The sequence below is a fragment of the Bariatricus sp. SGI.154 genome, assembly GCF_050313795.1.
GTDB lineage: Bacteria > Bacillota > Clostridia > Lachnospirales > Lachnospiraceae > CAMBRQ01.
In genome coordinates, this window is the sequence record NZ_JBNPMC010000004.1 from 53,603 (window position 1) to 75,779 (window position 22,177).

At 45.3% G+C, this 22,177-nt stretch carries 16 protein-coding genes; 15 read left to right on the forward strand and 1 reads right to left on the reverse strand.

Annotated elements, in window-relative coordinates; genetic code table 11:
- The 10 genes from ACQRBN_RS03645 to hflX all read left to right on the forward strand — a co-directional run bounded on the left by ACQRBN_RS03645 (position 1) and on the right by hflX (position 11,862).
- Positions 1–1,464 (forward strand): ATP-binding protein, encoded by a 1,464-nt coding sequence (locus tag ACQRBN_RS03645; protein WP_427737608.1) that lies wholly within the window; start codon positions 1–3, stop codon positions 1,462–1,464.
- An 85-nt stretch (positions 1,465–1,549) separates the two neighbouring features.
- The gene (gene hisH, locus ACQRBN_RS03650; protein ID WP_427737609.1) at positions 1,550–2,155 is read left to right on the forward strand and encodes an imidazole glycerol phosphate synthase subunit HisH; all 606 of its coding nucleotides are present in this window, start codon (positions 1,550–1,552) and stop codon (positions 2,153–2,155) included.
- Between the two features lie 16 nt (positions 2,156–2,171).
- Complete coding sequence (hisF, locus tag ACQRBN_RS03655; protein WP_427737610.1) at positions 2,172–2,933, forward strand: imidazole glycerol phosphate synthase subunit HisF; 762 nt, start codon at positions 2,172–2,174, stop codon at positions 2,931–2,933.
- A 36-nt stretch (positions 2,934–2,969) separates the two neighbouring features.
- Positions 2,970–3,638 carry a uracil-DNA glycosylase gene (locus ACQRBN_RS03660; protein WP_427737611.1) on the forward strand — a complete coding sequence of 223 codons (669 nt, stop codon included), beginning with the start codon at positions 2,970–2,972 and terminating at the stop codon, positions 3,636–3,638.
- Positions 3,639–3,653: 15 nt separating this feature from the next.
- A complete protein-coding gene (gene lpdA / locus ACQRBN_RS03665; RefSeq protein WP_427737612.1) occupies positions 3,654–5,084 on the forward strand; it encodes a dihydrolipoyl dehydrogenase in 1,431 nt (476 codons plus the stop codon).
- Between the two features lie 195 nt (positions 5,085–5,279).
- A complete protein-coding gene (locus ACQRBN_RS03670; RefSeq protein ID WP_427737613.1) occupies positions 5,280–7,589 on the forward strand; it encodes a heavy metal translocating P-type ATPase in 2,310 nt (769 codons plus the stop codon).
- 129 nt (positions 7,590–7,718) lie between these two features.
- Positions 7,719–8,078 carry an ArsR/SmtB family transcription factor gene (locus ACQRBN_RS03675; RefSeq protein ID WP_427737614.1) on the forward strand — a complete coding sequence of 120 codons (360 nt, stop codon included), beginning with the start codon at positions 7,719–7,721 and terminating at the stop codon, positions 8,076–8,078.
- 46 nt (positions 8,079–8,124) lie between these two features.
- Positions 8,125–9,987, forward strand: coding sequence for a heavy metal translocating P-type ATPase (locus ACQRBN_RS03680; RefSeq protein WP_427737615.1), 1,863 nt, complete (start codon positions 8,125–8,127; stop codon positions 9,985–9,987).
- Between the two features lie 8 nt (positions 9,988–9,995).
- Entirely contained in the window at positions 9,996–10,520 is a 525-nt protein-coding gene (locus ACQRBN_RS03685) for a tetratricopeptide repeat protein (protein ID WP_427737616.1), read from the forward strand.
- Between the two features lie 70 nt (positions 10,521–10,590).
- Positions 10,591–11,862: a GTPase HflX gene (gene hflX / locus ACQRBN_RS03690; RefSeq protein ID WP_427737618.1), complete on the forward strand. Its 1,272-nt coding sequence runs from the start codon at positions 10,591–10,593 to the stop codon at positions 11,860–11,862.
- Here the strand turns inward: hflX and ACQRBN_RS03695 are convergent.
- Positions 11,811–12,653 (reverse strand): AraC family transcriptional regulator, encoded by an 843-nt coding sequence (locus ACQRBN_RS03695; RefSeq protein ID WP_427737620.1) that lies wholly within the window; start codon positions 12,651–12,653, stop codon positions 11,811–11,813. The two genes, hflX and ACQRBN_RS03695, sit on opposite strands and share 52 nt — an antisense overlap.
- A gap of 196 nt (positions 12,654–12,849) precedes the next feature.
- Between ACQRBN_RS03695 and dapF the strand changes: the two genes are divergently transcribed.
- From dapF to ACQRBN_RS03720, 5 genes are all read left to right on the forward strand, one after another.
- Entirely contained in the window at positions 12,850–13,707 is an 858-nt protein-coding gene (gene dapF, locus ACQRBN_RS03700; protein ID WP_427737622.1) for a diaminopimelate epimerase, read from the forward strand.
- Entirely contained in the window at positions 13,707–14,126 is a 420-nt protein-coding gene (locus ACQRBN_RS03705) for a GNAT family N-acetyltransferase (RefSeq protein ID WP_427737623.1), read from the forward strand. The genes dapF and ACQRBN_RS03705 overlap by 1 nt, the downstream gene beginning before the upstream one ends.
- A 295-nt stretch (positions 14,127–14,421) precedes the next feature.
- Positions 14,422–17,796, forward strand: a complete 3,375-nt coding sequence (locus ACQRBN_RS03710; RefSeq protein ID WP_427737624.1) for a PD-(D/E)XK nuclease family protein — start codon at positions 14,422–14,424, stop codon at positions 17,794–17,796.
- Positions 17,797–17,818: 22 nt separating this feature from the next.
- Positions 17,819–21,508, forward strand: coding sequence for a helicase-exonuclease AddAB subunit AddA (gene addA / locus ACQRBN_RS03715; RefSeq protein WP_427737626.1), 3,690 nt, complete (start codon positions 17,819–17,821; stop codon positions 21,506–21,508).
- A complete protein-coding gene (locus ACQRBN_RS03720) occupies positions 21,505–21,771 on the forward strand; it encodes a DUF1294 domain-containing protein (protein ID WP_427737627.1) in 267 nt (88 codons plus the stop codon). Before addA ends, ACQRBN_RS03720 begins: the two co-directional genes overlap by 4 nt.
- Positions 21,772–22,177: the final 406 nt, after the last annotated feature.

Genomic DNA, 22,177 nt, shown 5'->3' on the forward strand with positions numbered 1-22,177 from the left:
ATGAAGCATTCTATCAAGCGGCAGATGATTACCGTCTTCCTGGGACTTCTGGTTTTTCTTGTGGCAGCACTTTTTATCATTAACGTGAAGTTCTTGGAACCATATTATATCGGTAATAAAGAGATGCAGTTTATTGATATATACGAGGAACTGAATCAGGCGACAGAAGCAGGCAGTCTGGGGGATGAGGCGATATCAGGGAATCTGTTCTATATGGCTGAAAAATACAACATATCCTATCTTGTAGAGGATGGATCAGGCAGAGTGCATACGAATGTGCATGACAAGGATCAGCTTAAGAATCAATTGATTGGATATCTGTTGAACCAGGCACAGAAAAAGAGCGAAGTATTAGAAAGTACAGATGTTTATCAGATTAATCAGTCTTATGATCCCTGGAATAAGACGGATTATATCGAGATGTGGGGGACGCTTGATGATGGAAGCCAGTTCTTGCTCAGAAGCCCATTAGAAAGCATTAAGGAAAGTGCGGCAATCTCGAATCGTTTTCTCCTTTATATTGGAAGCATATTGATTCTATTGGCCGTCGTGTCAATTTGGTATTTTTCGAAGAAACTTACAGATCCGATCCTGGAACTTGCAGCATTGTCTGACCGTATGGCTGACCTGGAATTCGATGCCAAATACACCAGCGGAGGCAGCAACGAGATCGGAGAACTGGGAGCGAACTTCAATCGGATGTCTGAGAAGTTAGAAAGTACGATATCAGAACTTAAGAGTGCGAATAACCGGCTGATGGAGGACATTGAGCAGAAGGACAAGTTGGAACAGATGCGCAACGAATTCCTGGGAAATGTATCCCATGAATTGAAGACTCCGATCGCATTGATCCAGGGATACGCAGAAGGACTGAAAGAGGGCGTCAGTGATGACCCTGAGAGCAGGGAGTTCTATTGTGATGTGATCATGGATGAAGCCGTGAAGATGAATCAGATGGTGAAGAATCTGCTGGAGTTGAACCAATTGGAATTCGGGGATGATGATATCGTATTCGAACGGTTCAATCTGACAGAACTTGTGGGTGGAGTCCTGCAAAGTATGGAGATTCTTGCGCAGCAGGAGAATATTCATGTCATCTTCCGGCAGGCAGACCCGGTCTATGTGTGGGCAGATGAATTCAAGGTAGAGCAGGTGGTTCGTAATTATGTCAGCAATGCCTTCCATCATGTGAATGAAGAAAAGATTGTAGAAGTGAAGATACAGGTGGAAAGCGGCAAGGCAAAAGTGACTGTCTTCAATACCGGCAATCCGATACCCGGGGAGGATGTAGAGCATATCTGGGACAAATTCTACAAAGTGGATAAGGCACATACAAGAGAATATGGAGGCAATGGAATCGGTCTGTCTATCGTGAAAGCCATCATGGAATCCTTCCATCAGGAGTATGGGGTAAATAATTATGACAATGGTGTTGAATTCTGGTTTGAACTTGATGTACAATAAGCGCATAGTAATGTAAGCCGTTGTTATAAGATGCGTATAAAAGTATCAGATACGGGGGAAGATGAAGGAAAGGCGGATTAGGACATTGATAGCAATACTAGATTACGATGCAGGCAATATCAAAAGTGTTGAGAAAGCCATGCTGCTCTTAGGGCAGGACGTGGTGATCACAAGAGACAGAGAGACGATCCTTAATGCAGATAAGGTGATTCTTCCGGGAGTAGGTGCTTTTGGAGATGCCATGGGCAAACTTCACCAATATGGGCTTTGTGATGTGATTCATGAGGTGGTAGACAGCGGTAAGCCGTTTCTTGGCATATGCCTGGGACTGCAGCTTTTATTCGAAAGAAGCGATGAGGCGCCGGGCGTCGAAGGGCTTGGCATCTTAAAGGGAGAGATCCTTCGGATACCGGATCAGGAAGGACTTAAGATTCCGCATATGGGATGGAATTCTCTTGCGCTTCAGAATCATGGAAGATTACTCCAGAATCTGCCGGATGAACCGTATGTATATTTTGTGCATTCTTATTATCTGAAGGCTGCAGATGAAGGAATAGTGACAGCTACGACAGAGTATAGTACGCATATTCATGCCTCGGTTGAACAGGGGAATGTATTCGCCTGCCAGTTCCATCCGGAGAAGAGCAGCGATGTAGGACTTCAGATACTTCAGAATTTTGTGGAAATATAGACGGAGGATAGGACGTATGCATACAAAGAGAATTATTCCATGTCTGGATGTCAATAACGGCAGAGTTGTAAAAGGCGTGAATTTTGTGGATCTAAGAGATGCCGGAGATCCGGTGGAGATTGGAAAAGCATATGATAAGGCGGGAGCGGACGAACTTGTATTCCTGGATATTACGGCGTCTTCTGATGCCAGAGAGACGGTGGTGGATATGGTTCGCAAGGTCGCGGAGACGGTATTTATTCCATTTACGGTAGGCGGCGGTATCCGAACAGTGGATGATTTTAAGGCGTTGTTAAGAGAAGGTGCGGATAAGATATCCATTAATTCATCTGCGATCAATACACCAAGGCTGATCTCGGATGCAGCAGATAAGTTCGGAAGCCAGTGCGTGGTAGTCGCGATCGATGCGAAGAAGAGAGCAGATGGAAGCGGCTGGAATATCTATAAGAATGGTGGACGTGTGGATGTAGGAATCGATGCGCTTGAGTGGGCTTCGAAGGTGGAGGCATTAGGTGCAGGCGAGATTCTTCTTACCAGCATGGATTGTGATGGCACGAAAGCAGGATATGATTTGGAACTGACCAGAGCCATTGCGGATGCAGTATCCATTCCGGTGATTGCTTCCGGAGGTGCCGGAACTTTAGAGCATTTCTATGAAGCACTAACAGATGGTAATGCGGATGCAGCACTTGCAGCATCTCTGTTCCATTATAAAGAATTGGAGATCAAAGAGGTGAAGGAATATCTTCATCAGAGAGGCGTGTCTGTACGTTTATAGTACAGTATGCTCATTACATAAGAGGAGTAATTAGCAATGGCGGCAATTAATAATGATTGGCTGGAAGCGCTCCAGGGAGAGTTTCGGAAGCCATATTATAAGAAATTATTCGAAACGGTGAATCAGGAGTATAAGACAAGGCTGATCTTTCCTCCGGCGAACGATATCTTTAATGCGTTCCATCTGACACCGTTACATAGTGTAAAAGTTGTGATACTGGGACAAGATCCTTATCATAACAATGGACAGGCGCATGGTCTGTGTTTCTCAGTGAAGAAGGGTGTGGAGATTCCGCCGTCCCTTGTGAATATCTATCAGGAACTTCACGATGATCTGGGCTGTACGATTCCAAATCACGGATGCCTGACCAAATGGGCAGAGCAAGGAGTGCTGATGCTCAATACCGTGCTTACCGTGCGGGCGCATCAGGCGAATTCCCATCGGGGAATCGGCTGGGAGGAATTCACGGATGCTGCAATTATGGCACTGAACGGCCAGGATCGACCGATTGTATTTATACTTTGGGGAGCGCCGGCGCAGCGGAAGGAGAAGATGTTGACGAATTCGAAGCATTTGATTCTGAAGGCTCCTCATCCAAGTCCGCTTTCAGCCTACAGAGGATTCTTTGGAAGCAAGCCGTTTAGTCAGACGAATGCATTTCTTAAGGAGCATGGAATCGAACCGATTGACTGGCAGATTGAATAGATAACAGGGAGGAATATGATGATAAAACAATATGACCTTGTAATTATTGGTGCAGGTCCCGGCGGATATGTGGCAGCAAAGAAGGCTGCGAAACTGGGAATGTCCGTAGCCATTATTGATAAGAATGAAGTTGGAGGAACCTGCATCAATCGCGGATGCATCCCGACCAAAGCATTGGTGCATGCTGCAACCCTATACCGTGAGATGACAGAATGTGAGAAGTTTGGGCTGTCTGCAAAAGAGGTAGGGTTCGATCTGCAGAAGATCTATGAATATAAGGATCTGTCTGCGGCAAAGATGCGGGAGGAACTAGAGAAAGAGTTCGCAGAACTTGGCATTGATACCGTAAGAGGTATGGCAACCATCCAAAGTGACAGAAGAGTGAGGATTGTGATGCCGGATCAGACAACCGAATATTATATGGGCAAACACATTCTGATTGCGACAGGCGCGAAAGCACGGATGATAGATATTCCGGGAATGGATCTGCCGGGCGTTATGACGAGCGAGGAATTGCTGACATCCAATGAGAGCAGATATAAAAGGCTTCTGATTCTTGGCGGAGGCGTGATCGGAATCGAACTTGCCACGGTGTTCAATGCCCTTGGCTGTGAGGTGACGATTGTGGAATTGTCGGATCGTCTGCTTCCGAATATGGATCGGGAATTCTCAGATGCGCTGGAGGAGATCCTGGTGGGCCGCGGAATTAAGATCTGTAAAGAGAGTATATTGGAAGAAGTAACGAAGCAGGAAGAAGGTTTGTGCTGTCGTTATGTATATCAGGGAAAGAATCAGGAAACAAAAGTAGATGCCGTGCTGGTATCCGTAGGAAGAATTGCGAATACGGAAGGCCTATTCGATCCGGATGTTCCGATCAAGATGGAGAGGGGCAGAATCATGGTAGATGATTTCTACATGACGAATATGCCGGGAGTCTATGCAATCGGAGATGTAATCGGAGGAATCCAGTTGGCGCATGTTGCATCTGCACAGGCAACCTATGTAGTAGAGCGTATGAATGATGTGAACCCATCTGTAATCATCGAGATGGTGCCAAGTTGTCTGTTTACGTCTATCTCGATTGTACCAAGCTGTCTGTATACAGATCCTGAGATCGCGTCTGTGGGAATTACAGAGGAAGAAGCACGCAGGAAGGGAATCCCGCTTCGGTGTGGGAAGTATGTCATGGATGTGAATGGACAGTCAATCATATCCAAAGATGAGAGAGGATTCATTAAGGTATTATTTGCCGCTGATAGTGATGTGCTTCTTGGAGCGCAGTTGATGTGTCATCGTGCAACGGATATGATTGGAGAACTGGCTACGGCGATTGCGAATGGCTTGACCTCTTCGCAGTTGATGTATGCGATGCGGGCACACCCGACGTATAATGAAGCGATTTCCTGTGCGGTGGAGAATAGTCGAGAGAATCAGCAGAGATGGTAGATTTTTGAAATACGAAGAGCGTTAATTTCGGAATTGGAATTAACGCTCTTTTTGTAATGTTCCACGTTTTTACGAAATTGAGAAATATATATTGACAAATATACACTTACGTGATTAAATAAAAAACATGAACATATGAATAATTGTTCATATGTCAAGGGATTACTGATAAGAAATTATTCAGGAGGGCTAATTATGGGAGAGCAAGAAAAAGAATTGAAAGATACATATGACCACGAGCATGAGCACCATCATCACCATGATTGTGAGGAAGAATGTGGCTGTGGGCACAACCATCATGAGCATGAACATCATCACCATCACCACGATCACGGAGATTGCTGCTGCGGTCACGATCATGAAGCGATAGAACCGCAGGAAGTATTACCGATGCCGGAAGGTGTAGAGAAACGAATCTACATTCTTGAAAATCTTGGCTGTGCCAACTGTGCAGCGAAGATGGAACGACAGATTCGGCAGTTGCCAGGTGTGAAAGCAGCTACAATCACGTATGCCACCAAGCAGTTGGCGGTAGCCGCCGATCATCAGGATGAATTGCTCCCGGAATTCAGAAGAATCTGTTCTTCGATTGAGGAGGATGTACTGGTTATTCCTAGGGAAGATACTGTGTCGTCGAAGAAGAAAGAAAGTCCGCTGGAGGAGAATAAGAAAGAGATTCTTAAGATAGTAGCAGGTGCAGTGTTATTTGCAGCCGGAGAAGTTTTGGAACATATGATGCCGGATTCTATTGTCAGCAGTATCCTGTTCGTAGTGGCATATGTGATTCTGGGATTGGAGATTGTGTGGACTGCGGTTAAGAATCTGGCAAAAGGGCATGTATTTGATGAGAATTTCCTGATGAGTGTGGCAACACTGGCAGCATTCGCAATCGGTGATTTTGCTGAAGCTGTAGGTGTAATGCTGTTCTACCGGATCGGCGAAGTGTTCGAAGATATTGCGGTAAGCCGCAGCCGTTCTCAGATTATGGAAGCGGTTGATCTAAGACCGGAGGTTGTGAATCTGATCAGAGGTAATGATGTCGAGAGTATTCCTGCGAAGGATGCAAAAGTTGGAGATATTATTCTGATTCGCCCGGGAGACAGAATTCCTCTGGATGGCAAGATTGTAGAAGGACAGAGCCAGATTGATACTTCTCCTGTAACCGGAGAGCCGGTTCCGGTGAATGTATATCCTGGAACGGAAGTCTATTCAGGCTGTGTGAATGATCTGGGTGTTTTGAAATTAGAGGTGCAAAAGCCGCTTGGTGAATCTATGGTAACCCGTATCCTGGATTCTGTGGAGAACGCGGCGGCAAGCAAGCCGAAGATTGACCGTTTCATTACGAAATTCGCCAGAATCTATACTCCGATCGTGGTGGCTGCTGCGATATTTACCGCGGTTGTTCCGTCGCTGGTAACGGGGGACTGGAATTACTGGATCTATACAGCGATTACATTCTTGGTTATCAGTTGTCCGTGTGCGCTGGTATTAAGTGTTCCGCTGGCATTCTTCTCGGGAATAGGCGCTGGTTCTAAGCAGGGAATCCTATTCAAAGGCGGAGTAGCGATTGAAGCGCTGAAAGATATCAAAACTGTGGTTATGGATAAAACCGGAACCATCACGAAGGGTAATTTTGTAGTACAGAAGACGGTGGCGCTTAAGAGACTTACAGAGAAGCAGATTCTGACAATGGCGGCAGATTGTGAATTGAGTTCTACGCATCCGATCGGAAGAAGTATTGTAACAGCAGCCAGAGAGCAGGGACTTACATTGGTAAGACCATCTGATGCGGAAGAGATCTCCGGTAAGGGAATCCGGGCAGTGTTCCCGGAAGGAACGGTGCTTTGTGGCAGCAGAGGACTTCTTGAGATGTATGACGTAGATACCAGCAGATATCAAAGTGATGCTTATGGGACAGAGGTTTTGGTTGCGGTAGACGGAGAACTGGTGGGATATCTGGTAGTTGCAGATGTAATCAAGGAAGAAGCATTTGGAGCAGTAAAGAGGATGAAGTCTCAGAATCTTATCACTGCAATGCTGACAGGAGATGCGAAAGATAATGCAATGGCAGTGGCGAAGCAGACGGGAATTGACGAAGTCCACGCCCAGCTTCTTCCGCAGGAAAAATTAAGCCATCTTAAGGATATCCGAAGCAAGCATGGTGCGGTTATGTTCGTAGGAGATGGTATTAACGATGCACCTGTGCTTGCAGGAGCAGATGTAGGAGCAGCGATGGGAAGCGGCGCAGATGCAGCCATAGAAGCGGCAGATGTAGTATTCATGACCTCTTCGATGGATGCGATACCGGAGGCAGTCGGCATCGCCAGAAGAACGGGAACCATTGCAATGGAGAATGTAGTATTCGCATTGGTGATTAAGTTCTTAATTATGATTCTCGGATTCGCGGGATATGCGAATATGTGGATGGCAGTATTTGCTGATACGGGAGTTGCAATGCTGTGTGTGTTGAACTCTATCCGTGTACTGTATACACGAAAGAAATAGTTACGAAAATATTAATTTTAGTTTCATTTTATGCCAAATGGTTGAAATAACTGACACCATTTGGCATAATTAACAAATAGGCAGAATTTCACAATTAAGTATGTCTATCATCATGAAAGGAAGAATAGTATGAAGAAGACAGAAGTCGAGTGCTGCGAAGTTACATGTGTCCATGATGATGCGGTACGCATGGTGCAAAAGAAGATGCCGGAGGAAGAACGATTGAAGGAACTGGCAGATTTCTATAAGGTGTTCGCAGACCCAACGAGGATTAAGATTCTGTGTGTGCTGTTGGAGTCAGAGATGTGTGTCTGTGATCTTGCTGAGGTCTTAGGGATGACGCAGTCGGCCATCTCACATCAGCTTCGGGTTTTGAAGCAGATGAAACTGGTGAAGAACCGAAGAGAAGGGAAGACGGTCTATTATTCTTTGGCGGATGGTCATATTCAGACCATTATCAGTCAGGGAATGGAGCATATTACGGAATAATCTTCATATAGTTGTTAACAGTTAGTTATAAAAGGGAAAAAACAGTATGACTGAGGAATTAAAAAGAAGAGGTATCATATATCTGACGGGAGTGATCATCTATGTGTGTGCCGCAGCAGCGACCACACATTATATGTTGACGGACCGTGCTAAGTTCATATGGTTTCTTATTGCATATCTGATTGTTGGATTCGATGCATTTAAGAGGCTGCAGGAGGATATTATGCAGAAGAAGTTCCTGACGGAATATACTCTGATTATTCTTGCGACTATTGGAGCGTTGGGAATCGGAAGATATGTCGAGGGTGTACTTGTGATGCTTCTTTTTGAACTGGGCATGATATTTGAAGCATATTCTACAGATAATGCGAAGCGTTATATTAAGGAGATGCTGAATATCCGTCCGGAGTATGCGACCAGAAAGGTTCATGGCAAGGAGTTCACGGTAGATCCGTCTGCTCTGAAGCCAGGTCATACGATTGTGATAAAGCCGGGAGAACGGATTCCGGTGGATGCTGTGATTACGTCAGGAACGACGAGTATAGATACGAAGGCACTGACAGGAGAAGCGATTCCTCAGAGTGCGTGGCCGGGAGATAAGATCTATAGCGGCTGTATTAATTTGAGTGGAGTGATTGAAGCCAAAGTGCTGGAATTATATGTGGATTCAACAGTATCAAGAATCATGGAGATGGTTGAGGATGCGCAGAATAAGAAGGCAGAGAGCGAGACGTTCATTACGAGGTTTTCTAAGATCTATACACCGGTGATGCTGGTGTGCGCATTGGCAGTCATGATCTATCCGCCATTATCATTTTCTTATGGGAATTGGGATACCTGGATCTATCGTGGCTTAATATTCCTTGTAGTGGCATGTCCATGTGGTCTGGTACTGTCCATACCGATTGCATTTCTCGGGGGCATTGCGTCTGCAGCCCGCCAGGGGATCGTGGTCAAGGGTGGTAATTATCTGGAAGATCTGGCGAAAGCGGATACATTCATATTTGATAAGACAGGTACTCTGACAGAAGGAATATTCAAAGTCAAGGAAGTCAAGGCTGTCGGCATATCGAATGAGGAACTGTTGAGGATTGCCGCGCATGTAGAATGCTATTCGAATCATCCAATCGCTCTGTCGCTGATGGAAGCTTATGGTGGCAAGATTGATAAAGGCAAGGTTTACCGGATGCGTGAGATTCCAGGATATGGAGTGAATGCTACTTTTGAAGGGAATCGTGTCTATGTCGGCAATAAGAAATTGATGGAGAAGCAGAGGATACTGTGTGATGATGTTAATCAGTTAGGCACGGTTGTCTATGTTGCAGTTGGAGATAAATATGCAGGATATATTGTGATCGCAGATTCGATCAAGGAAGATGCTAGAGATACACTCAGGTATCTGAAAGATAAATGTAATGCAGTATTAGTGATGCTTACTGGAGATACGGCGAGTGGCAGTGTCCCGATAGCAAAGAAACTAAAGATGGATTATGTATATGCAGATCTGATGCCGGGAGACAAACTTGAGCAGGTAGAGGATTTCTTAAGTCTTCAGGACAGTACGGAGCGTCTGGTGTGTGTAGGAGATGGTATTAATGACGCACCGGTTCTGGCAAGAGCGGATGTCGGAATTGCAATGGGTGCATTGGGAGCGGCGGCTGCGGTTGAGGCAGCAGATGTTGTCTTAATGGAAGACGAACTCCCCAGAATTGTAGATGCCATTAAGATTGCAAAAGAGACACTTCGAGTTGTAAGTCAGAATATTTCTTTTGCACTGATTATAAAAGTATTGATATTAATTCTTGCGGTGATAGGGTATTTTGGTATGTGGGAAGCGATATTGGCAGAAGTAGGTGTTATGTTCGCTGCAATCCTGAATGCTGTATGGGTAGCAAGATATACTGTATAGGAGGAAATATGAAGCGTATCAGGATTATGCTGTCTGTGATGATTGCAGGGCTATGGCTGACAGGCTGTGTGGGAAATCCCTCAGAAAAGGGAGTAGAATATCTGGAGAATGGGCAGTATAAAGAAGCAATCGAACAATTTGAAAAGGCAATTGAAAAAGATGTGAATACAGGAGATGCCTATCGTGGCATCGGGATTGCCAAGTGGGAGCAGGCGGATTATGAAGGTGCATTAGATGCATTTGAGGATGCGTTAGATCATGGTGCAAAGAAGACGGGAACACTTTATAATTTTTTGGGATGCTGTGAACTTAGGCTGAATGATCCTACGATGGCTCTGAATTATTTCCGTATTGGAGTTGAAATGAAAGACAATAGCGAAGAATTGATCCGGGAGATGCGGTATAATATGATCGCGGCGTACGAACAGTCCAAAGACTGGGAGAGCGCCAAGACGAAGTTAAGGGAGTATATTGCGGATTATCCGGATGATGCGGCTGCGCAGAAGGAATTGGAATTCCTGGAGACGAGATAGTACATACCGGTGGCAATAGAGTGCTGTGCGGCTATCGGGAAAATGCATTGGGTATAGTGAGGTATAGCAGATGATAGATTTGGCAAAAGAGACGGAGCGCGTTATTCTGGTTGGCGTAAGCCTCTCGGATCAGGATGATACTTTAAAATCCCTGGAGGAGTTAAGAGATCTGGCATCTACAGCGGGTGCCGAGACTGTGGGGATGGTGATACAGAACAGGGAGCAGATGCATCCGGGAACTTATATTGGAAAAGGAAAGATAGAAGAAGTAAAAGACCTGTTGTGGGAATTAGACGCAACAGGTATTATTTGTGATGATGAACTTTCGCCGGCACAGATGAAGAATCTTCAGGATGAACTGGATGCGAAGGTGATGGACCGTACATTGGTAATCCTGGATATCTTTGCTGCCAGGGCATCCACCAGTGAGGGTAAGATCCAGGTGGAACTGGCTCAGCTTAAGTACCGTCAGACACGGCTTACCGGATTCGGTACGGCGATGTCAAGGCTTGGCGGTGGAATCGGAACCAGAGGCCCGGGTGAGAAGAAACTGGAGATAGACCGAAGATTGATTAAGAGCCGGATTGCCCAGTTGAATCGAGAGTTAAAAGATGTGAAGCGTCACCGGGAAGTAACAAGGGAGCAGAGGAGCAGGAATCATGTTCCTGTTGCGGCAATTGTTGGTTATACGAATGCAGGAAAGTCTACGTTGTTGAATGCGTTGACAGGTGCAGGGATACTTGCAGAGGACAAGTTATTCGCAACCCTTGATCCAACTACCAGAGAATTGAAACTGCCAAGCGGGCAGGAGATACTTTTGACGGATACCGTCGGCTTCATCCGTAAACTGCCGCATCATCTGATCGAGGCATTCCGCAGTACGCTTGAAGAGGCGAAGTATGCCGACATCATTTTACATGTGGTAGATACGGCGAATCCACAGATGGATGAGCAGATGTATACGGTGTATGAGACATTGCAGAATCTGGAAGTGACCGATAAGCCGATTATTACGATATTCAATAAGCAAGACAAGGTGGATGGTGATAAGATTATCCGGGATTTCCACGCAGATTATACGGTGAAGATATCTGCGAAGACATTTGCCGGCATTCCGGAACTTCTTAAGACGATAGAGGCGGTCTTAAGAGAGCAGAAGATCGCTATTGAGAATCTTTATTCTTATCAGGAAGCAGGAAAGATCCAGTTCATCCGTAAATACGGAGAACTACAGGAAGAAGAATACCGGGAAGATGGAATCTTCGTAAGGGCTTACGTCCCGGTAGAGATCTATGACAAAGTCAAGGTATCCCGTGGGGATTCATCAAAGAATTTCTTATAAGCTCTGGAGAATGTGGAATAATCTTTAAAACCGCAATCAAAACAAGCCTGCGCGCCTGGCACGCCGGATAATATCAGTTCTTTTGCAAGCAGGAGCCGTTTCTGTGAGATGTAATGTCCCAGAGTATAGCCGGTCTCCTGCTTGAATAGTCTCATCATATAATATTTGCTGATGTAAAAATGCTCTGCAAGGGTATCTATACTTAGTTCTTCGCTCAGATTCTCATTGATATACTGCAGGATATCCAGGATTTTCGTGTTGCTGCCGGCAGTGTCGATGAATTCCAGCCGGTTCTTTCTGGCAGCACGGTTCAGATGGATCATGAATTCCAGGAACAGAACCTGGCGGTAGAGTTCGGCTGCATATCCGTCATCGGAGAAGGAATGCTCAAGCCGGGTAATGGAGCGGAACAGGGAACTCTTCTCAAGGGAAGGAATACGTAAGACATTGGACTGCTCTTCTTCTGCCTTTTGAAAACAGTAACTGAGGTCATAGGAGTCTGTCTTATAGGCGTTCATGAAATTTGGCGAGATGTAGACGATAATCCGGTCGTAAAGGCTTGAGTTGTCCACTGTTAGTTTGTGAATGTCATTATGCCGTACAAGTACAATATCGTAAGGCTTTAAAGCGTAGGATTTCCCTTCAATCATGTAATTGACCTGTCCGTTAATAAAGATGGTGATCTTATCAAAGTCATGATAGTGGTATTCTACCTCGCGGGTCTCCTGGTCGGTGAGATGGAAGAGGCGGAATTCGCTGTTTAGATAGCCCTTTTTTACATATTGCTCCATGAGTTTCCTCCCTAGAATGCATGATCTCATATTCCGGTAAAGTTCATTTGAAAATGGATGATTACGAGTTTTATATCTTAAAATAATGATAATAGAAAATGGCATTATTTGCAATATAATTGGCATGAATTACATTGATTCGGGAAATAATGCCTGTTATTATGTAAGTAAGATGATTCGTATATGGAGGTATGCTATGAAGGTTGTATTGGAGCGTTATCACGGGCTGGGGAATGATTATGTTGTGTTTGACCCGAATAAAAATGAATTGGAATTAACATCAGAGAATGTAAAGATGATCTGCGACCGTAATGCAGGACTTGGATCAGATGGAGTGCTGGAAGGACCAATCCTGAAAGAGGATGGTATGTATGTGAAGGTATGGAATCCGGACGGAAGCGAGTCTGAGACCAGCGGTAATGGTGTCCGCATCTTTGCGAAATATCTGAAAGATGCAAGTTACGTGCAGAAGAAACATTTTAAATTATATACAGGAAATGGACCGGCAGAAGTAACCTTCCTCAATGAGGACGGCAGCCGCCTCCGTGTATCTATGGGTAAATTATCTTTCAGGAGTGATGATATTCCGGTAACAGGAGATAGCAGAGAGGTTATTAACGAAGATATGGTATTCGGAAGAACCCTGTATCCGGTGACTTGTGTCTCAATTGGTAATCCGCACTGTGTAATTCCAATGCGTGAGATCTCCAAGCCTCTGGTATGTAAGATCGGTGATTATGCAGAGATGGCAAGATATTTCCCGAATCGTGTGAATACACAGATTATGAAAGTAATCGATAAAGAGCATGTCGCAATCGAGATCTATGAAAGAGGCGCAGGCTATACATTGGCATCCGGAACCGGTGCATGCGCGGCAGCAGGCGTAGCATACAAACTTGGAATGACGAACAATAAAGTAATCGTGCATATGCCGGGCGGAGATCTTCAGGTGGAAATCGAAGATGACTGGAATATATATATGACCGGAGATGTATTCTATGTAGCGAAGATTACGCTGAGTAATGAGTTCGCAGAAAAATTGAGGAGTTTATAATGTACCATGTGCAATCTTGCAGCGAAGAGGATAAAACATATATTGTGGATAATTTAGTCGCATATAATCTGACCAAGGTGCCATCCGAACAGGAAGAACTCCTCCTGGATCTAAGCAGAAAGGCTGTGAATGAGGAGGGCAAGATCATCGGAGGCATCATCGCTAAGATGTATTGCTGGAACTGCGTATATGTAGACAGCCTATGGGTATCCGAAGAAAGCCGTGGAAACGGTCTGGGCAGAACATTACTGCAGGACGTAGAAGCAGATGCCAGATTAAACCAGGCAACCCTGATCCACCTGGACACCTTCGACTTTCAGGCAAAAGAATTCTACGAAAAATTAGGGTATGAAGTATTTGGAATTCTAGAAGGCTGCCCCAAAGGTCATACCCGCTATTATCTAAAAAAATCACTATAACACATAATCCTTGGTAAAGTTAGTAGTTCCATAATCTGCCTATCCTTTGCCAGCAAACAGCAGTGCCAAGAAGAGGCATGTCCCTAAGCAAATAATTAAGGTGAACTTTCACCGGAACGTTGCACTATTTGCGTGGGATATGCCTCTTCTTGACGTTGCATCTGCTTGGCAATACATTCATTGGTCACTTCCACGATTTTATGTTATACTGAACTATAATTGTCAAAACGGGCAGTCAGTCATTTGTTATGATGATTTAACTATATGCTATACTGGACATAAGGAGGGAAGACCTGTGCCTTTACAATTTATATTCGGACCTTCAGGTTCGGGAAAATCATACTATCTTTACAAGCATGTGATAGATGAATCTATGGTTCATCCAGAGCAGAACTATATTGTCCTTGTGCCGGAGCAGTTTACGATGCAGACTCAAAAGGATCTTGTCACGATGCATCCTCGCCATGGCATTATGAATATCGATGTTCTTAGTTTTGGACGTCTTGCTTATCGCGTGTTCGAAGAAACAGGCGGAGAGACCCTGCCTGTACTAGATGATGAGGGGAAGAATCTGATTCTGCGCAAGATTGCAGGTGATTATGAAGAGGATCTGACCGTACTTCGGGGGAATATCAAGAAACTTGGGTATATCGGTGAGGTAAAATCAGTCATCTCGGAATTCACCCAGTATGATATCGGAGAAGAAGAACTTGAGCGGGTAATGGAGACGGCAGGAGAGCAGTCCAAACTCTATTATAAATTAAAAGATATCCAGATTCTGTATCATGGTTTTACGGAGTATCTGGAGAAGAGATATATTACAAAAGAAGAACTGCTGGATGCCTTAAGCAGAGTCATCCGGCAGTCTGAACTGTTGAAAAACAGTACCGTTGTGCTGGATGGCTTCACGGGATTCACTCCGGTGCAGAACCGACTTCTGATGGAACTTATGGTTCATTGCCGCAAGGTCATGATAACGGTAACTATGGATGACAGAGAGAATCCTTATGTGTACCGCCATCCGTATCAACTATTTGCCTTAAGTAAGCATATGGTGACCACGCTAATTCAGTTGGCAAGGGAAGCGAAGGTGGAGATAGAGGAACCAGTATGCCTGTATGATAAGCCGGCATACCGGTTCCGGAGTAAGGATGCGCTGGCATTCCTTGAACGGAATCTGTTCCGATATGATGCAGGTACTTTTGGCAAAGAGCAGGATGCAATTGGCATCCATGTGGCAAGGAATCCGAGGGAAGAGGCGTTTGCGTTAGTGGGAGAGATAAGGGCACTGGTGCGGAAGGAAGGTTATCGCTACCGGGATATTGGTGTGATTGCAAGCAACATGGATGTATATGGAGATTATCTGGAGCAGGCATTTACTCTCTATGATATCCCGGTATTCATGGATCACAAGAGGAGCATATTGCTGAATTCATTTGTAGAATATATCCGAAGCCTTCTGAATATGGCAGAGCAGAATTTTACTTATGAGAGTGTGTTCCGCTTCTTGCGTACGAATCTGGCTGGCTTCACTTATGAAGAGGTGGATGAACTGGAGAATTATATCCTCGGTCTTGGAATCAAGGGCTATAAGAAATGGCAGGAAAGATGGATGCGCCGTCTGACAGGAATGAAGGAGGAAGACCTGGAACGGATGAATCATTACCGGGTTACAATGGTGGAGAAGGTGGATCCACTGATGTATGTGCTGAGGCAGCGTCAGAAGACGGTTAAGGACATTACCCTTGCAGTATATGAATTCATGGTTCGTGAGAATCTTCAGGTGCGGCTGAAACAGCAGGAAGAGGAATTCCAGGCAGCCGGAGAATTGGCGCTGGCGAAAGAATATGCCCAGGTGTATCGGATTGTTGTGGAGTTATTCGACAAATTCGTCGAACTTCTGGGAGATGAGCCGGTTAGTCTGAATGAATATTGTAAACTCCTGGATGCAGGTCTGGAAGAAGCCAGGGTGGGAGTGATTCCACCAAGTGTAGATCAGGTAGTAGCAGGAGATGTAGAGCGTACCAGGCTTAAGGATATCAAAGCGCTGTTCTTCCTGGGAGCCAATGATACGTATCTGCCGGGTTCTCTGCTTCGAACGGGGCTGTTGTCAGAGCGTGACCGAGATCGTTTTCAGAAGGAGAAACTGGCATTGGCACCGGGAGGAAAGGAGAAGGCATATATTCAGAAATTCTACCTCTATATGAATCTGACCAAGCCTTCGGAAAGACTGGAGGTCTATTATAGTAAGGTGTCGTCAGATGGAAAGAGCGTACGTCCATCTTATCTGATCCAGGAACTTCGTAGATTATATCCATGCCTTGGTGTCCGGGATGAGGAAGAGAAATCCTTAAAAGAACGTGAACTGACGGAGAAGATAGGAATAGAGGATCTGATTCGTGGATTTCGGGATTCTAAGACCGGTATGGATGATGTCTGGCGAGAATTGTATACATGGTATAAAAGAAGTGAGAAATGGCAGGAAAAAGTAGAAAGCCTGATGAGAGCCGGATACTATCAGCGTCCTACGGATGGACTGTCGGAAACGGTTGCAAGACGGTTATACGGTGATCATTTTGAAACGAGCATTACCAGGATGGAGAGATTCTCTGCCTGTGCATTCGCACATTTCCTGACCTATGGATTGAATCTTAAAGAACGGCAGCAGTATGAATTCCAGGCAGTTGATCTGGGAAATGTATGTCACAGTGCTTTGGAAAAGTATTCAAAGAGATTAGAAAAAGAGGGCTGTGACTGGGTGCAGATATCGGATGAGAAGCGTAAGGAATATATGGAAGAGAGCGTGGAGGAAGCAATTACAGATTATGGGAATTCTGTTTTATATAGTTCTGCGCGTGATGAGTATATGATCGTACGAATGAAGCGGATGCTGGAACATACGGTATGGGCACTGACGAAGCAGCTGGAAGCCGGCGACTTCCGTCCGTCTGCCTATGAGTTTCGGTTCGCGAATGGTAAGATTGACCGGATCGATACTTGTGAAGACGGGGACAAAGTCTATGTGAAGGTTGTCGATTATAAGACGGGAAGTAAAGCATTCGATGTGGTTTCGCTGTATCATGGTCTGCAATTACAGTTGATGGTGTATATGGATGCTGCTGTACGTTCGGAGGAGAGAAAACATCCGGGGCAGGAAGTGGTTCCGGCGGGAATCTTTTACTATCGGATTCAGGACCCTATCGTAGAGAAGCAGGAAGAAACGAATGTAGAGACAGCAGTTTTGAAAGAATTGAAGCCGGATGGAATGATTAATTTAAGTGGTGAGGTGCTTTCGCATTTGGATCATCATCAAGCCGGTGAATCCTTGGTGGTTCCTGTGAAATTCAATAAGAATGGAAGCCTTGCCAAGAGTTCCAAAGCAGTATCAGTGGAGGAATTTCAGACGATGATGCTGCACGCTGCAAGAAAGGTAGAAGAAGCCCATCGAAAGATTCTGGAAGGGAACACAGAAACGGTGCCTTATCGGAGAGGACAGGAGACGGGATGCGATTATTGCCAGTATCGGCATGTGTGTGGATTCGATGTTAAGATTCCAGGCTACCATTATCGAGATATCGGGAAGATGAGCAAAGAAGAGGCGCTGGCTGCAATGAAGGCAGAGGCGGAGAAGGCAAAGTGTGAGGATGATAAGTGTGAGGATGATAAGTAGAATGGAAGGAGATGCGTAGATCATGGGAGTTACATGGACCGAAGAGCAGAAGAAAGTCATCGATCTGAGAAATCGGAATATTCTGGTTTCGGCGGCAGCAGGCTCTGGGAAGACCGCCGTTCTGGTAGAGCGGATTATTACCATGTTGACCGCAGACGCAGAATCTGTCGATGTAGACCGTCTGCTGATCGTAACATTTACAGAGGCAGCGGCGGCAGAGATGAAAGAGCGTATCCGTAATGCGATAGAAAAGAAGTTAGAGGAATGCCCGGACAACGAGCATCTGAAACAGCAGGCGACACTGATACACAATGCCCAGATTACGACGATTCATAGTTTTTGCCTGTCGGTGATCCGGGATCATTTTCATGCAATTGATATTGATCCTGGGTTTCGGATTGGCGAGGAAGGCGAACTAAAGTTAATGCGTCAGGATGTGATCGGCGAGGTGCTGGAGGAAAGATATCAGCAGGGTGAACAGCGTTTCCTGGGCTTTACTCTGGCATATGGAAGTGGAAGGAATGATAAGAAGATCGAGGAACTGATTCTCAAGATCTATGAATTCTCGAGAAGTTATCCGAATCCGGAAGAGTGGATCAGGCAATGTGTAGAAGCCTATCAGATAGAAAATCTACAGGAATTGGAAGAGAGCGAATACATTCGTCTTGCTATAGAGAATACGAAGAAATACCTGAAAGAAGCGCAGATGCTTCTGAATCAGGGACTTGAGATCTGTCAGGATGGGGATGGACCGACGGCTTATGAGATGACGCTTCTAAATGACCAGAAAGTTATAGAAAAATTGATAGCATGCGATACATTTGAACAGATGGCGGAAACGGTGGCGGATATATCCTGGGTTAGACTTGCGGCGAACAGGGATAAGACGGTATCTGAGGAAAAGATTGCAAGAGTAAAAGCAATCCGTGAGGAAGTGAAAGGAATCGTTAAGGATCTTGTGAAACAGTATTTTTACCAGGATGCGAAAGGGATTCTGGAAGATATGCAGTTATGCCGTCCTGCCATGGAGGAACTGGCAGATCTGGTCCGCGCCTTTTCTGGCAGATTCGAAGAGAAGAAGCGCAGTCAGAATATGATTGATTTTTCAGATATGGAGCAGTATGCACTTCGGATTCTGACGGAGAAGACGGAAGACGGGTTCGTGCCGTCTGCTGTTGCAAGGGAATATCAGCAGCAGTTTCTGGAGATTATGATTGACGAATATCAGGACAGTAATCTGATTCAGGAAGCAATTCTTACCAGCATATCAACGGTATCATCCGGGCGCTATAACATATTCATGGTGGGGGATGTAAAGCAGAGTATCTATCGGTTCCGTCTGTCAAGACCGGAACTTTTCATGGAGAAATTCAACACGTATGATACGGAAGATGGACAGATGCAGAGGATTGATCTGCATAAGAACTTCCGAAGCAGGCGAGAGGTGCTTGAGAGTGTGAATTATATCTTCCGCCAGATTATGACACCGGATCTTGGAGGGATTACCTATGATGACCAGGCAGCGCTGTATGTAGGGGCTGACTATAAGGATGGGGAGAATCTGGAGACAGAAGTGCTGGTGATTGACAGTAATCTGGATGAGTGGGAAGAGGCTGTTGATATTGAGAAAAATATTAATCAGAAGAAAGACGATGGTCAAGAAGAGGGCGGCAGTCAGATAAAAGGTTCCGAAAACAAGCAGATTACAGAGCGGGAATTAGAGGCGCGGGCGATTGCCGGACGAATCAGGGAACTTCTTGAGTATCAGAAGGTTGTGGATAAGAAGACGGGTGAGTTTCGTCCTGCGCGGTATTCTGATATTGTGATTCTGACCCGGAGTATCAAAGGATTCGCAGATGTATTTACAGAAGTGCTGAACCGGGAAGGAATTCCGACGTATGCCGGCACACGGGAAGGGTATTTTGCAACGCAGGAGATCGGCGTGCTGTTGGATTATCTGCGCGTGCTTGATAATCGAAGACAGGATATCCCGTTGGCAGCAGTATTGTCTTCCCCATTTGGCAATATTACGGAAGAGGAATTAGCCAGTATTAAAAGCGAATATAGGGAGATGCCGTTCTATCAGGCAGTCAGCAAATATCGGCTGGAAGGAAGCGAATCGTTGATTCGGGAGAAACTCGAGGTGTGTCTGGGGCAGTTGGATGCATTTCGCAGGATCGTACCTTATACGCCGATGCATGAACTGCTGTGGAAGATTCTGGAAGAGACAGGGTATGAAGACTATGTGTCTGCCATGCCGGGAGGAGAGCAGAGAAAGGCGAATCTTCAGATGCTGGTGGAGAAAGCGAGAGCCTTTGAGTCAACCAGTTACAAAGGCTTGTTCCATTTCGTGCGTTATATTGAGCAGTTGCAGAAATATGATGTAGATTATGGCGAGGCAAGTATTGAAGATGAACAGTCGGATACCGTGCGGGTGATGACGATTCATAAGAGCAAAGGATTAGAATTCCCGATTGTATTTGTGGCAGGAATGGGTAAGAGATTTAACATGCAGGATGTGAGAAGCAGTGTGGTTCTTCATGCGAAGATGGGAGTAGGATTGGATGCTATTGATATAGAAAATAGAACGAAAAGCCCAAGTATTATAAAGAAGATCATACAGAAAGAAGAGGCGCTCGACAGCCTTGGAGAAGAATTGCGTGTACTATATGTTGCGTTCACCCGTGCAAAAGAGAAACTCATTATCACCGGAACCATAGCGAATCTGGAGAAGAAAATGCCGCTCTATGAGATGGTGAAGGGGCAAAAAGAAGAAGCACTGACATTTGGAAGACTTAGTAAGGCAGTCACGTACTGGGATTGGATGCTGCCGGCACTTGTAAGATTAAGTGCGCAGATTCCGATGGTTCTTCGCACGCTTACGGTAGAAGATATCGTGCGGGAAGAGGTAGAGGAAGAAGTGACAGATAAGATGAGCAAAGCATTGTTAGAGCATTGGAATACGGATGTGATCTATGAGCCTGAGATGCATAAAGTGTTAAAAGAGCAGTTTGGCTATCGTTATCCTTATGTACAGAGCCGACAGCAAAAATTGAAATTCACGGTATCTGAATTAAAGAAACGAGTCTATCTGCAGGAATTTCTTGGTGAGGAAATAGAAGAAAATGGAGAACTGCTCTACGAAGAGCCGGACGTTGTCCCGTTGATACCGCGCTTTCTGCAGGAAGAGGAAGAACTGACCGGAGCTTCCAGAGGTACGGCATATCATCGATTGATGGAATTGCTGGACTTTTCTAAAGAATATAATGTAGAAGAAATAGAAGCGAAATTGCGGTTATTCGTGGAGAGTGGGAAGATGGGGCAGGATATGGCAGACTGTATCCACCTTGAAGATGTGCAGGAATTCCTGGATACTTCTGTGGCGCAGCGCATGAAAACGGCAGCAAGAAATCAAAAACTCTTTAAAGAACAGCCCTTTGTACTAGGCGTTGATGCACGAGAGATCTATCCGGAAGAACAAGAAGGCGAATTAATTCTTGTGCAGGGAATTATTGATGCCTACTTTGAAGAAGAGGATGGGCTTGTGGTGTTGGATTATAAGACCGATAAGATATACCATGCAGAAGAACTGGCAGATAAGTACCATGCACAGTTAGATTACTATGCAAAAGCGCTGGAACAGATGACACAGAAGAAGGTTAAGGAGAAGATCATCTATTCCTTTACAATCAAGAAGGAGATTCATATATGATATTGGAGCCGATATTTCTTGTTTATATTGTGGGAATGAATCTATTGGGATTCATGATGTTTGGTCTGGATAAACGTAAGGCTGTGCGCGGAGAATGGAGGATTCCGGAACGGCGGCTGTTCCTGGTGGCGGTACTTGGCGGAAGTCTCGGAGCGTGGATCGGGATGTATGTGTTCAGGCATAAGACGAAACATTGGAGGTTCTGTTTGGGGATACCGGGGATATTGGTGGTGCAGTGTTTGCTGGTATATATGGGAATTTAGCGGAGAAAAGTAGATTTTTGGAAAGCGTACGGTGAAGCAGAAGCGGATGGCTGGCTCTGAGACCGGGGCGTTTCGTTAACAAGGTGTAAGCGTGAGAATCCCCGTAAATTGGCAACCGAGTACACAGACTCCGAAATCTTGATGATTTCGCAGTCAGAGTACTCTTTCGCCTTTGACGTGAAGTCAAAGACTCATGCCAATTTACGGGGATTCTCACGCTAACGCCTTGTAAAACTTGCTTAACGGTCCCAGAGCCAGCCATCCGCTTCTGCTTCTCCTGACATTTTCGGAATCTCAGAGTTTTCTCCACCGGGAGGATTCCTGGCGGAGGATGCGTGTGGAACGGATTTATATTCATGAAGTATACAGAAGTTTTCTTCTTGGTCATTACATACCGCAGAACACT